Below are 11,913 nucleotides of genomic sequence, written 5' to 3'. Positions count from 1 at the left end.
ATCACGAGTATAAACTCTGGCCAGTTTGAAGCCTGAGCAAGGAAGGTCAGTTTTCAGATGAAATTGCGCATATCGGGTAAACACATGGATATCGGCGATGCGTTGCGTACGCGCATTACCGATCGTGTCGGCGAGGCGATTGGAAAATATTTCGATCGCGGTTTTTCAGGGCACGTCACGGTCATCAAATCGGGGTCGCGTTACTCGGCCGATTGCATGATCAGGCTGGATTCCGGCGCTTCGCTGCAGGCAACCGGCGATTCCCAGGATCCGACACTTGCCTTCGAGGCGGCCGCGGACCGCCTCGAAACCAGGCTGCGGCGCTACAAACGCCGTCTGAAATCGCACAATTCAGGCACTGGAAATGGTGAAATCACCGACATCGCCTATACGGTGATGGCGCCGCTGACCGATGATGATGAGGACATTCCGGAGGACTACGCCCCGGCCATCGTCGCCGAATCAACCATGACGCTGCAGACCATGTCGGTGGCGTCGGCGGTTATCGAACTCGACACCAAGGACAGCCCGGTTTTCGTATTCCGCAACGCCGGAAACGACCACCTCAACATCGTCTATCGGCGGCCGGACGGAAATATCGGCTGGATCGACCCGTCGACGACCAAAGTCGCACAGGCGTGACGACAACGACAATGGTCGCACAGGTGACGACAATGGTCGCACAGGGATAATAGCCAGCCGCGCGAGGGGCGAGGACTGGCGACGGCAGGCGAATAAGGGATTTCAAACATGGATCTGAGCGATCTTCTCAACGTTCCGGCGATCTTGCCGGCGTTGAAGGCGAACTCCAAAAAGCAGCTTTTGCAGTTGCTGTCCGAGAGAGCGGCGGCGATTTCCGGCATTCCGGAGCGCGAAGTGTTCGACACCATCCTGCAGCGCGAACGGCTGGGCTCCACCGGCGTCGGCAACGGCATCGCCATTCCGCACGGCAAGCTCGCCGGGGTGAAGCGCATCGCCGGCGTCTTTGCCCGGCTGGAGACGCCGGTCGATTTCGAGGCCCTGGATGACCAGCCGGTCGATCTGGTGTTCTTGCTGCTGGCCCCGGAAGGCGCCGGCGCCGATCACCTCAAGGCACTGTCGCGCATCGCCAGGGTTTTGCGCGACGCCGACACGGTGGCCAAGATCAGGGGCACGCGCGACGCGGTCGCCATCCACGCTCTGCTGTCGGACACGCAAGCCTCGCACGCCGCCTGAAGTTCTTTGGAATTAAGTCTTCCAGGGGCCGCCGAAGGCGGCCCTCTCCATTTCAACCGCCAGCAGTCGCCTTAGTGAATGGCGACAGTGGTCAGGTCGTTTTCCATGGCGCCGGCCAAAGCCCGGTCTTTCGCATCCGAAAGCAGGATCGGCTGGCCGTTGGCGGCAAACAGGGCCCACAGGACCATACCAGGCGCTATTTCGCCGAGGTTGGGGAAGCGCCCGAGCAGCTCGTCGCTCGAGACCTTCCGGAGATAAGCGACCGAGCCTTCGCCGAGATGGGCGAATTCGCCGCTGGTCATGGTGATGGTTTCGTCAGTTCTGGTCATTTCAAGCCTCCTTGGCGCGAGGACGCCGCTCAAGGCCATCCCGCATGAGAGCCATCGGTAAAGATCAGTCTTTCACCGATATATTTATTTTCCGTACCAGCCGTTCGGTATCCGGCCGATCGAGATCGATCGACAAAAGGCCGTTCTTCAGTTCCGCTGCGATCACCCGCATGCCGTCGGCCAGCACGAAACAGCGCTGGAATTGGCGCGCGGCGATGCCGCGATGGAGGAATTCGCGCTCGGTGTCGTCGGTTTGACGGCCGCGCACGACCAACTGGTTTTCCTCCGTGGTGACATCGAGATCGCTTTCGGCGAAACCCGCGACAGCCAGCGTAATGCGCAGCCTTTCGGCCTTGCCGTCAGCACCGCTGAGGCGCTCGATGTTGTAGGGAGGATAACTGTCACCGGATTTCGCCAGTCGTTCCAGGGTCTTTTCCATGGCATCGAAACCAAGGAGAAGCGGGCTGGAGAAGGGCGTCATTCGGCTCATGTTACACTGTCCTCTTTGGAGCGACATAAACTGGAAAAACCCGGATGGCATTTTTCCCGATGGTCTTGATATGGTCCGCGCCGCGGCCAAGTTCAAGCCGCCGAACACCCCCGCCAAAAAGACTCCCCCGCATAAGGAAATGAAATGCCCCAGACCCGCAAGATCATCATCGACACGGATCCCGGCCAGGACGATGCCGTCGCCATATTGCTGGCGCTCGGCAGCGCCGAGCTGGAGATCGTCGGCATCTCTGCTGTTGCCGGCAACGTGCCGCTGAAATTGACCGAAAAGAACGCCAGGAAAATCTGCGAACTGGCTGGCCGGCCCGACATCAAGGTCTATGCAGGCGCCATCCGCCCGTTGGCGCGCGAGCTGGTCACCGCCGAGGAAGTGCATGGCAAGACCGGCCTCAACGGCCCGCAACTGCCCGATCCGAAGATGAAGCTGCAGGGCCAGTATGCGGTCGACTTCATCGTCGAGACGCTGATGAAGGAAGAGGCCGGCACGATCACGCTGTGCGCGCTCGGCCCGCTCACCAATGTCGCGCTGGCGCTGATCCGTGAGCCGAAGATCGCGCCGCGCATCAAGGAAATCGTACTGATGGGCGGCGGTTTCTTCGAAGGCGGCAATGTCACGCCGACCGCAGAATTCAACATCTATGTCGATCCGCAAGCCGCCGACCTGGTGTTCAAATCCGGCATTCCGATCGTCATGATGCCGCTCGACGTTACCCACAAGGCGCTGACCACGGCCAAGCGCACGCAGGCCATCCGCCAGCTCGGCACCCGGGTCGGCACCGCGACGGCCGAGATGCTGGAGTTCTTCGAGCGCTTCGACGAGGAGAAATACGGCACCGATGGCGGCCCGCTGCACGACCCCTGCGTCATCGCCTATCTGTTGAAGCCGGAGCTGTTCAAGGGCCGCAACTGCAACGTCACCGTCGAAACCGCCTCCGAACTCACCATGGGCATGACCGTGATCGACTGGTGGGGCGTGACCAAGCGGCCGAAGAACGCCATGGTGATGCGCGACATCGACCATGACGCGTTCTTTGCGCTGCTGGTGGAGCGGTTGGCTCGGCTTTAAGCCTGCCTTGATACAGATCGTTCGCCCAGGGGCTTAGCGCTTCTGGGCGATACCTGTGCACTTATTCGCGAAGCAGGCGGTATGTTTCGGTATCGTTGCGGCGACGCTGCCGCTCGATCGAAACCTTGGAGCCAATGGCTCTCGGCACTGTCGTGTTGTCATATGCAAACACCAGGCCGTCATTTTCATCGAGGCGAATTCCATACAAGTAACGGAACCCGCTGCCGATCGCGACCTCGGGACTTGCAGGAGCGTTGAGAACGTTGACCACTGTACCGGTCAGGCGTTCGACATTGACGATGGGGCTGCTTTGCCTCGCAATCGGGATGCCAATTGCAAGGGCGCAAACGCCCACGACGAGGATGGTGATGAGGATGCCCCTGAGGTTCTCCTGCAGGGTCATCCAGGCAAGGGAATGCCGAGCCTTGGCCAATGCGTATCACCTGACAGCAAGGACGCTGCGTTTCATTGGTATCGTGACCGGCGGTAGTTCAATTTGCGAACCTGTAGAAGGTCGATCCATTCTCGCGCGTGACGCGCTCCAATCTTGCCGGCGCGCCGATCAGATGCGGGAGGTCGTCTTCGACAAGAATGGACGAACCGGTTTCGAGTGCAACCAGATAAAGCGTGCGGCCGTTGTCTGAATGGGTACTTTTGACCGTTGCGTCGATTGGCTCGACCGACCGGATGGGGCTCGCATCATTCGTCCATTTGTAGAGAGCCGAAGGAACCATCACCGCAAACAGGACGACGATCAGGATCACGCCGGGCGCGTCCCTTTTTATGCCAGCGTAAGTCCATGACATCGACGTGAATCCCCCCACGCCGATTCATGTGGTGGCGTGAAGACTGACTTTCAATCAGCCTTCACGTACCGGCTCCGTTGGGAACGACCGTTGGCGGTCGTCACTTCGCCTTGGAAAACGCCAGCCACAGGCCGCCGCCGACCAGAAAGCTGCCGCTGATCCTGGACATCAGCTTGATGCGGCTGGCCGAGAGCAGGCGGCCGGCGCGGCTGGCGGCGAGCGCGTAGGTCGAGTCCGAGACGGCGGCAAAGATCATGGCGGTAAGGCCCATGACGACGATCTGCAGGGTGTAATTGCCCTGCGGGGCGATGAATTGCGGGAAGAAGGCGCCGAAGAACACCAGGGTCTTGGGGTTGCTCAGCGCCACGAGCAGGCCCTGCAGGAAGAAGCCGCCGCGCGGCTTTCTCGCGGTGCCGTCGGCATTCAGCGCGCCCTTGGAACGGAACATCTGCACCCCCATCCAGATCAGATAGGCGGCGCCGATCAGACGCACCCATTCGAACCAGTGGCCCATGCCCGCGATCAGCGTGTTGAGGCCGATGCCGACGATGGCGATCATGATGGCAAGCCCGGCCTGCGTGCCGGCGACATTGGCAAGCCCGGCGCGCGCGCCGTGGCGGATGCTGTTGGCGATGATCAGCGTCACCGTCGGACCGGGCACCAGGATGATGACGATGCAGGCAAGGACATAGGCGGCGTAGAGTTCCAGCGACATGGGGATTTCCTCGAGGATGCGCTTAGGCGGCTGGCTGCAATCAATGCATGGCGGCGGGGCTGGTGCAAGCCGTCGCAGACCGTGCCGCCCCTCGCGTCAGGACGCCCCCGCCTGCCAAGGCAAGGTCGCCTCATAGGCCGCGCCGGCCCTGAGCACGGCGAGGTCGCCGCGCGGGCGTCCGATCAGCTGCATGCCCATGGGACGGCCTTTGTCGTCGAAGCCGACCGGCACATTGAGCGCAGGACAGCCGCCGAGCGTGGCGAAGGCCGAAACCTGCATCCAGCGATGGTAGCTGTCCATCGTCCGCCCGGCGACCTCACTTGGCCAATGCGTGCCGACTTCGAAAGGAAAGACCTGCGCCGTCGGCAGCGCGATGAGATCGAAGTGCTCGAACAGCGACAGCAGCGTCCGGTGCCAGGAGGTGCGGATGACCGAGGCCGCGCGGATCTGCGGCGCCGTCAGCCGCATGGCGTTCTCCACCTCCCAGACGGCTTCCGGCTTCAGCAGGGCGCGCTTGTGCGGGTCGTCATAATGGACTTTCAGCGCCGAGCCGCTGCTCGCCTGCCGCAGCGTCACGAAGGCTTGCCACAGTGCCTCGAAATCGAAATCCGGCAGCAAGGGCTCGGTCAGGAAGGATGCCTCCGCGAAGCGGCCGAGTGCGGCCTCGCACAGATCGAGGATGCCAGGCTCTACCGGCAGGTGACCGCCGAGATCACCGAGCCAGCCGACGCGGCCGCCGCTTGCCGGCGTTGCCAGCCCTTCGAGGAATGAACCAGGCTTTTCCCAGGACAAGGGCGCATGCGGATGGTAGCCCGCCTGCACGTCGAGCAGCAGCGCCATGTCGCTGATGCTGCGGCCCATCGGCCCGTCTATGCCCATCTGAGCATGAAAGACTTCCAGGTCCGGCCCTCCGGGGACAAGGCCCTGCGACGGGCGGAAGCCATAGACATTGTTCCACGCCGCCGGATTGCGCAGCGAGCCGCCGAAATCGCTGCCGTCGGCGACCGGAACCATGTCGAGTGCAAGGGCGACCGCAGCGCCGCCGCTCGACCCGCCTGCGGTGAGCGCCGGATCGAAGGCGTTCAGCGTCGGGCCGAACACGTTGTTGTAGGTGTTGGATCCCAGCCCGAATTCGGGAACATTGGTCTTGCCGATGATGATGGCGCCGGCCTTGCGGATGCGCTCGACGAAGAAATCGTCCTCCTGCGGCACGAAATCGGCAAAGATCGGCGAGCCGAAACTGGTCCTCAAGCCGCGCGTCATGGCGAGGTCTTTTATCGCCATCGGCAGGCCAAACAGCGAGCCGGCCGGCCCGCCTTGCGCTAGATGCGCGTCCGCCGCGTCGGCCTCGCGCAGGATGTCGGAGCGCTCGCGCAACGAGACGATGGCGTTGACCAGCGGGTTTACCGCGTCGATGCGGTCGAGGAATGCGGCGACCAACTCGCGCACGGACAGGCGGCGCAGCCGGATCGCCTCGGCCAGGTCGACAGCGGACATCCGGCAGATGTCGCCGGCGGGGGGCACGGCGTGCTTCGTTGTAGGGCGCAGGGCAGTCATCCGGCGTTGTTGCGCAGGGCGGTGTCCACATCCGCGGCCAGCGGGATGGCCGGCTGGGCGCCGGGCTTCAGGCAGGCGAGTGAGCCGGCGGCTGCGGCGCGGGTGAGAGCCTGCTCCAGCGGCAGGTTGGACGCCAGCCCGGCAGCGAGATAACCGCAAAAAGTATCGCCAGCCCCGACCGTGTCGACCGGCGTGATTTTCAGCGCCGGCACGGTCAGGAAATCCTCCGGGGTCGCCGCCAGCACGCCGTCGCCGCCGAGCGTGACGACGATGGTGCGGCCGGTTTTGCCGGCGAAGTCGCGCATGCGCGCCGGGCGGTCGCGGCCTTTCAGCGACAGCGCCTCGCCGTAAAGGTCGAATTCGGTTTCGTTGGCGACGGCGTAGTCGGCCTTGCCGAGCAACGCTGCCGCCTCGCTACGGAACGGCGCGGTGTTGAGCACGGTGACGGCGCCGGCGGCGCGTGCGGCGTCAAGCGCTGCATCGACGGTCTGCAGCGGGATCTCGTGCTGCAGCAGGACGACGTCGCCCTTCGCAAGGAAAGCCTTGGCGAGATCGCCGGGCAGCACCGAATCATTGGCGCCCGGCACCACGGCAATGACATTCTCGCCATCGGCGCCGACGAGGATCAGCGCCGTGCCGGTGGAGGCGAAGCTCTGGCCGACGCCGGAGAGATCGACCTTGCCGGCCACGAGCAAAGCCAGGGCTTCGGTTGCGAAATTGTCCTTGCCGACGGCGCCGACCATGCGCACCTTGGCGCCGGCGCGCGCCGCAGCCAGCGCCTGGTTGGCGCCCTTGCCGCCGGGCGCGGTGGTGAAGCCGGAGCCGCGGACCGTCTCGCCCGGCGAAGGCAGGCGGTCGACATTGGCGATAAGGTCGAGGTTGATCGAGCCGACAACGATGATCAAGAAAGCCTCCTGCGGAATGCGCGGGAAGCTAACCTGTAAGCCGGCGGCTTGCCAGAGCGTGCGGATGTTTTGCGCCGGGAGCTCGCAAAAAGAAAAACACCGGCGACAGGGATTTCGCCGGTGTTGTTTGATGCGGGCAGCTTCAGGACGCGGTCTGGCCCGCTTCCCAACCGAGGATGGCGCGTTTGCGGGTCAGGCCCCAGTGGTAGCCGGTGAGTGCGCCGGACTTGCCCAGCGCCCGATGGCAAGGGACGACGAAGGACAATGGGTTGGCGCCGACCGCCGCCCCCACCGCCCGGCTGGCGTTTGGCGCGCCGATCCTGGAGGCGATCGAGGAATAAGTGCAGGCCTTGCCCATCGGGATCCTGAGCAGCGCGTCCCAGACGCGCAGCTGGAAGTCGGAGCCGATCATCACCACGCGCAGCGGCTGGTCGGCGCGCCACAATGTCGGATCGAAGATGCGCGCCGCATAGGGCTGGGTGGCGCTCATGTCCTCGACATAGGTGGCGTTCGGCCAGCGGCCCGACATGTCGGCGAAAGCCGCCCGCTCGCCGCCCGGATCGTTGAAGGCGAGCCCCGCAAGGCCACGGTCGGTGACCATGATCAGGGCGATGCCGAAGGGCGAGATGTGGTAGCCGTAGCGGATGGTCAGGCCGGCGCCGCGCGTCTTGTAGTCGCCCGGCGACATCGCCTCGTGGGTGACGAACAAATCGTGCAGCCGGCCGGGGCCGGACATGCCGAGTTCGAACGATGTTTCGAGGAGCGGCATGCCGGAATCGAGCAGTTTGCGGGCATGGTCGAGGGTGACCGCCTGCAGGAAGGCTTTTGGCGACAGGCCGGCCCAGCGGGTGAACAGTTTTTGCAGGCCCGTGGGTGTCTCGCCGACATCGGCTGCCAGGGCTTCCAGCGAGGGCTGGTCGCGATAGTCGAGGCTGATCTTCTCGATGGCGCGGCGCACGACCTCGTAGTCGCTGCCCTCGGGGGTGATGTCGTGCTGCAGGATCGCTGTCGGTTTCATCTGCGTATTCATGGTCATCTGGGCGTTCATGGCAATATCTCCTTGACCGCGAATGTCGGTCTTTCCGCCCCTTGCAACCACCCGAAACTTGCCTTGTTGCCGCCTGTTCCCAGATAAATACTGGATTGCGCCCCGGGAGATGCCAATGGCCGGCGAAAGGGTGAATCTGAGCGGAGCAAGGGAGACCTTGCTGATGACGCTTTATGGCAAGGCACTGGAAAGCCGGCTGCCGCATTCGCTGCTCGGGGATCGCTTCGCCGACGAGGCCGTGCGCAAGATCGACTATGATTTCTCGCGCCTCAAGGTCGACACCAATCTCGGCATCGGCCTGGCGATCCGGGCCAAGACGTATGATGTCCGCGTTCAGGACTTCATCGCCAAAAATCCCGGCGCCATCGTGCTGCATCTCGGCTGCGGGCTCGATACGCGCATTTTCCGTGTCGATCCACCCGAAGGCGTGGAGTGGTTCGATGTCGATTTTCCGGATGTCATCGCGCTCCGGCGCAAGCTTTACCCGTCCCGGGACCACTACCACCTCGTCGGCTCTTCGGTAACCGACCCAGACTGGCTGGCAGAAGTGCCGAGCAATCGTCCGGCCGTCGTGGTGATGGAGGGGTTGACGCCTTATCTCCCGGTAGAGGAGGGGCCACGGCTGCTGTCACGCCTTGTCGCGCATCTTGCCGGCGGCGAGCTGATGTTCGACGCCTACAGCCACTTCGGCCTGAAGATGCTGCGCCTCAATCCGACCATCAGGGCGACGGGCGCCGAGGTTCACTGGGCGATCGACCCGCAGGTACTGGAGCGTGCCGTTCCGAAGCTGCGCTTTGTCGACGATATCTCGGCCTACAGCGCGGAACGCACAGCGCATATGAGCTGGTCCGCAAAACTGTTCATCGGGCTCTGGAGACACATTCCCGCATTGCGCAAGGTCGGCAGGATTTTACGCTACCGGTTCTGACGCGCCGGCTCTAATGCGTCCTGGCTTTTGTCAGAGCACGTGAAAATGCAGTGGCAAAACTCTCGCGGGAGTCAGGGTCCAGGAATGACCCGATCGGCACATTCTGTCCTTGTGCTTCCACCGTCATCCTGGTGATGCCGATCTCGGCATGGCGAGCGACGGAAAAGCGCGCCCAGAACGGGTTGAAGCTATGCGCTTCCGACCGGCCCGAGGGCGCCGTCTTGCGGATGTCGAGGCTGGTGCGCGACACCGACACTTCCTCGCGGGCACGGGCGGCGCGATAGTTGGCGCGGAAGGCGACGTAGACGGCGATGACGTCGAGGCCGAAGAAGCCGAACACCGGCCAAGCGCCGCGCGACAGGAAAAACGCCCCGGTCACCACCCAGCCGAACAGCAGCGCGCCCATCAGCACGGCAAAGCCGGTGCGGCCCAGCGAGCGGTGCGGTGTCAGCAGCGCCTGGAAGAATGGCTCGTCGGCCTGAAACGAGGCGTTTGTGTCGCTCATCCCAGGATATTATAGGAGGGAAATGGCCAGCCCCAAGTCCAAAAATCTTTCCCTATCCAAAAGTGAACTGCCGCCCGGGCGGCGCGACGGCTCGAATGCCAAGCCGCGACCGCGGCCGGCGCGGCTCCGTTCGCTCTACAGCGCCGCCGAGGTGCATGAGATCTTCCGGCGGTTTTCGGTGCAGCGGCCCGAGCCGAAGGGCGAGCTCGAGCACGTCAACGCCTTCACGCTGCTGGTGGCCGTGGTGCTGTCGGCGCAGGCGACCGATGCCGGCGTCAACAAGGCGACGCGGGCGTTGTTCAAGGTCGCCGACACACCTGGAAAGATGCTGGCGCTGGGCGGAGCCAGGGTTGGCGAGTACATCCGCACCATCGGGCTCTGGCGCAACAAGGCCAAGAATGTCGTGGCGCTCTCGGAGGCGCTGATACGCGATTACGGCGGCGAGGTGCCCAGCGAGCGCGATGAGCTGGTCAAGCTGCCGGGGGTCGGGCGCAAGACCGCCAATGTCGTGCTCAACATGGCGTTCGGCCAGCACACGATGGCGGTCGACACCCATATTTTCCGCATCGGCAACCGCCTCGGCCTGGCGCCAGGCAAGACGCCCGAACAGGTCGAGCAAGGGCTGCTGCGGATCATCCCGGACGAGTATATGCGCCATGCGCATCACTGGCTGATCCTGCATGGCCGCTATGTCTGCAAGGCGCGCAAGCCCGATTGCCCGGCCTGCGTCATCGCCGATCTCTGCAAGGCCGAGGTGAAGACGACAGACGTGCCGGCGCCGCTCGTGGAAATCGCGGCGCCCGGCGTCCCGACAACTAGCTTTCCTCCACGAACACCTCTTCGCGCTTCTTCTTGACCGACGGCAGGAAGACGACGACGAGCACGGCCAGTGCGACGAGCAGCAGGCCGGCGCTGATCGGCCGCGTCACGAAGGTCGAGGGGTCGCCGCGCGACAGGATCATGGCGCGGCGCAGGTTTTCCTCGAGCAGCGGGCCGAGCACGAAGCCGAGCAGCAGGGGTGCGGGTTCGCAGCGCAGCTTGGTCAGGATGTAGCCGAGCAGGCCGAAGAATGCGACCGCGTAGAGATCGAAGGCGTTGGTGTTGACGCTGTAAACGCCGATCGAGCAGAACGCCATGATGATCGGGAAGAGCACATAATAGGGGATCGTCAGCAGCTTCACCCATAGCCCGATCAGCGGCAGGTTCAGCACGATCAGCATCAGATTGCCGATCCACATCGAGGCGATGATGCCCCAGAACAGCGCCGGCTGCTCGATCGCGACATTGGGGCCGGGCACGATGCCCTGGATTATCATGGCGCCGATCATCAGCGCCATGACCGGATTGGCCGGAATGCCCAGCGTCAGCATCGGAATGAAGGAGGTCTGGGCGCCGGCATTGTTGGCCGATTCCGGGCCGGCGACGCCGGCGATGGCGCCCTTGCCGAACTCCTCCGGGTGTTTCGACACGCGCTTTTCGACCGTGTAGGAGGCAAAGGCCGCAAGCACCGCGCCGCCGCCGGGCAGGATGCCGAGCGCCGAACCGATGATCGTGCCGCGCACGATGGGCGCTGCCATCGCCTTGAAGTCGTCGCGGGTCGGCATCAGGCCGGAGACCTTTTTGATCATCACCGAGCGCTCGTGCTCGTTTTCGAGATTGCGCAGGATCTCGGCAACGCCGAAGACGCCGACCGCCACCGCGACGAAGTTCAGCCCGTCGGCATATTCGCGGATGCCGAGCGTGAAGCGCGGCGTGCCGGTGTAGATGTCGGTGCCGACAATGCCGAGCAGCAGGCCGAGCACGACCATCGCCAGCGCCTTGACGATCGAGCCGTGGGCGAGCGCGATGGATGAGACGAGGCCGACGATCATCAGCGAAAAATATTCGGCCGCGCCGAATTGCAGGGCTATTGCCGTCAGCGGCGGGGCAAAGACGGCGACGAGAAAGGTCGACACCGTGCCGGCGAAGAACGAGCCGATCGCGGCGATCGCCAGAGCCGCCCCGGCGCGACCGTTCCTGGCCATCTGGTAGCCGTCGATGGCGGTCACGGCCGAGGAGGATTCGCCGGGCATGTTGATGAGAATGGCGGTGGTCGAACCGCCATACTGGGCGCCGTAGTAGATGCCGGCCAGCATGATGAGGGACGAAACCGGGTCGCCGATCTGAAAGGTGATCGGCAGCAGCATGGCGATGGTTGCGGTGGCGCCGATGCCGGGCAGGACGCCGATCAGCGTGCCGAGCAGAACGCCGATGAGGCAAAAACCCAGATTGGCCGGCGTGGTGGCCGTCGAAAAGCCGAGTTCGAGGTTCCTGAGGAGGTCCATCTCAG

At 63.8% G+C, this 11,913-nt stretch carries 15 protein-coding genes; 5 read left to right on the top strand and 10 right to left on the bottom strand.

All coding sequences use genetic code 11. From position 1 onward, the window contains the following. Positions 1–57 precede the first annotated feature (57 nt). A complete protein-coding gene (hpf, locus tag ACYG9V_RS30205; protein WP_023683071.1) occupies positions 58–642 on the top strand; it encodes a ribosome hibernation-promoting factor, HPF/YfiA family in 585 nt (194 codons plus the stop codon). A 108-nt stretch (positions 643–750) separates the two neighbouring features. Next, positions 751–1,215, top strand: a complete 465-nt coding sequence (gene ptsN, locus ACYG9V_RS30200) for a PTS IIA-like nitrogen regulatory protein PtsN (protein ID WP_023669743.1) — start codon at positions 751–753, stop codon at positions 1,213–1,215. Between the two features lie 71 nt (positions 1,216–1,286). On the opposite strand, the gene ACYG9V_RS30195 is transcribed toward ptsN, so the two are convergent. Both ACYG9V_RS30195 and ACYG9V_RS30190 read right to left on the bottom strand, forming a co-directional pair. Then, positions 1,287–1,544 (bottom strand): BQ00720 family protein, encoded by a 258-nt coding sequence (locus ACYG9V_RS30195; protein ID WP_023683072.1) that lies wholly within the window; start codon positions 1,542–1,544, stop codon positions 1,287–1,289. 64 nt (positions 1,545–1,608) lie between these two features. Beyond that, positions 1,609–2,034: an Hsp20 family protein gene (locus ACYG9V_RS30190; RefSeq protein ID WP_023669741.1), complete on the bottom strand. Its 426-nt coding sequence runs from the start codon at positions 2,032–2,034 to the stop codon at positions 1,609–1,611. 144 nt (positions 2,035–2,178) lie between these two features. Here ACYG9V_RS30190 and ACYG9V_RS30185 point away from each other — a divergent pair, with 144 nt between their 5' ends. Further along, the gene (locus ACYG9V_RS30185) at positions 2,179–3,120 is read left to right on the top strand and encodes a nucleoside hydrolase (protein WP_023669740.1); all 942 of its coding nucleotides are present in this window, start codon (positions 2,179–2,181) and stop codon (positions 3,118–3,120) included. A gap of 61 nt (positions 3,121–3,181) precedes the next feature. Here the strand turns inward: ACYG9V_RS30185 and ACYG9V_RS30180 are convergent, their stop codons facing one another. The 6 genes from ACYG9V_RS30180 to ACYG9V_RS30155 all read right to left on the bottom strand — a co-directional run bounded on the left by ACYG9V_RS30180 (position 3,182) and on the right by ACYG9V_RS30155 (position 8,151). Beyond that, on the bottom strand, positions 3,182–3,553 hold the full coding sequence (locus ACYG9V_RS30180; RefSeq protein WP_023712341.1) for a hypothetical protein: 372 nt from the start codon (positions 3,551–3,553) through the stop codon (positions 3,182–3,184). A 58-nt stretch (positions 3,554–3,611) separates the two neighbouring features. Continuing rightward, positions 3,612–3,884 carry a hypothetical protein gene (locus tag ACYG9V_RS30175; protein ID WP_023712342.1) on the bottom strand — a complete coding sequence of 91 codons (273 nt, stop codon included), beginning with the start codon at positions 3,882–3,884 and terminating at the stop codon, positions 3,612–3,614. 142 nt (positions 3,885–4,026) lie between these two features. Continuing rightward, complete coding sequence (locus ACYG9V_RS30170) at positions 4,027–4,641, bottom strand: LysE family translocator (protein ID WP_352656203.1); 615 nt, start codon at positions 4,639–4,641, stop codon at positions 4,027–4,029. A gap of 96 nt (positions 4,642–4,737) precedes the next feature. Beyond that, the gene (locus tag ACYG9V_RS30165; protein WP_031249030.1) at positions 4,738–6,198 is read right to left on the bottom strand and encodes an amidase; all 1,461 of its coding nucleotides are present in this window, start codon (positions 6,196–6,198) and stop codon (positions 4,738–4,740) included. Continuing rightward, the gene (locus tag ACYG9V_RS30160; protein ID WP_023704197.1) at positions 6,195–7,103 is read right to left on the bottom strand and encodes a ribokinase; all 909 of its coding nucleotides are present in this window, start codon (positions 7,101–7,103) and stop codon (positions 6,195–6,197) included. The genes ACYG9V_RS30165 and ACYG9V_RS30160 overlap by 4 nt, the downstream gene beginning before the upstream one ends. Positions 7,104–7,245: 142 nt before the next feature. After that, positions 7,246–8,151 (bottom strand): methylated-DNA--[protein]-cysteine S-methyltransferase, encoded by a 906-nt coding sequence (locus ACYG9V_RS30155; RefSeq protein ID WP_023669734.1) that lies wholly within the window; start codon positions 8,149–8,151, stop codon positions 7,246–7,248. A gap of 115 nt (positions 8,152–8,266) precedes the next feature. Between ACYG9V_RS30155 and ACYG9V_RS30150 the strand changes: the two genes are divergently transcribed. Then, positions 8,267–9,079: a class I SAM-dependent methyltransferase gene (locus ACYG9V_RS30150; RefSeq protein WP_352762618.1), complete on the top strand. Its 813-nt coding sequence runs from the start codon at positions 8,267–8,269 to the stop codon at positions 9,077–9,079. Positions 9,080–9,089: 10 nt separating this feature from the next. Here the strand turns inward: ACYG9V_RS30150 and ACYG9V_RS30145 are convergent, their stop codons facing one another. Next, positions 9,090–9,584 carry a DUF2244 domain-containing protein gene (locus ACYG9V_RS30145; protein WP_023699119.1) on the bottom strand — a complete coding sequence of 165 codons (495 nt, stop codon included), beginning with the start codon at positions 9,582–9,584 and terminating at the stop codon, positions 9,090–9,092. Positions 9,585–9,606: 22 nt separating this feature from the next. On the opposite strand from ACYG9V_RS30145, the gene nth reads away from it, so the two are divergent. Further along, a complete protein-coding gene (nth, locus tag ACYG9V_RS30140) occupies positions 9,607–10,440 on the top strand; it encodes an endonuclease III (protein WP_352762616.1) in 834 nt (277 codons plus the stop codon). Here nth and ACYG9V_RS30135 read toward each other — a convergent pair. Next, complete coding sequence (locus tag ACYG9V_RS30135) at positions 10,400–11,908, bottom strand: tripartite tricarboxylate transporter permease (protein ID WP_023683079.1); 1,509 nt, start codon at positions 11,906–11,908, stop codon at positions 10,400–10,402. The genes nth and ACYG9V_RS30135 overlap by 41 nt on opposite strands. Between the last annotated feature and the right edge of the window lie 5 nt (positions 11,909–11,913).

This window comes from Mesorhizobium sp. W016 (genome assembly GCF_054719485.1).
Note: the sequence above shows the minus strand (reverse complement) of the source record. Positions and strands in the feature narration are given on the sequence as shown.

Coding starts and splice junctions, on each gene's coding strand:
- hpf (WP_023683071.1), top strand. CDS start 58: ATGAAATTGCGCATATCGGGTAAACACATGGATATCGGCGATGCGTTG.
- ptsN (WP_023669743.1), top strand. CDS start 751: ATGGATCTGAGCGATCTTCTCAACGTTCCGGCGATCTTGCCGGCGTTG.
- ACYG9V_RS30195 (WP_023683072.1), bottom strand. CDS start 1,544: ATGACCAGAACTGACGAAACCATCACCATGACCAGCGGCGAATTCGCC.
- ACYG9V_RS30190 (WP_023669741.1), bottom strand. CDS start 2,034: ATGAGCCGAATGACGCCCTTCTCCAGCCCGCTTCTCCTTGGTTTCGAT.
- ACYG9V_RS30185 (WP_023669740.1), top strand. CDS start 2,179: ATGCCCCAGACCCGCAAGATCATCATCGACACGGATCCCGGCCAGGAC.
- ACYG9V_RS30170 (WP_352656203.1), bottom strand. CDS start 4,641: ATGTCGCTGGAACTCTACGCCGCCTATGTCCTTGCCTGCATCGTCATC.
- ACYG9V_RS30165 (WP_031249030.1), bottom strand. CDS start 6,198: ATGACTGCCCTGCGCCCTACAACGAAGCACGCCGTGCCCCCCGCCGGC.
- ACYG9V_RS30155 (WP_023669734.1), bottom strand. CDS start 8,151: ATGAACGCCCAGATGACCATGAATACGCAGATGAAACCGACAGCGATC.
- ACYG9V_RS30150 (WP_352762618.1), top strand. CDS start 8,267: ATGGCCGGCGAAAGGGTGAATCTGAGCGGAGCAAGGGAGACCTTGCTG.
- ACYG9V_RS30145 (WP_023699119.1), bottom strand. CDS start 9,584: ATGAGCGACACAAACGCCTCGTTTCAGGCCGACGAGCCATTCTTCCAG.
- nth (WP_352762616.1), top strand. CDS start 9,607: ATGGCCAGCCCCAAGTCCAAAAATCTTTCCCTATCCAAAAGTGAACTG.
- ACYG9V_RS30135 (WP_023683079.1), bottom strand. CDS start 11,908: ATGGACCTCCTCAGGAACCTCGAACTCGGCTTTTCGACGGCCACCACG.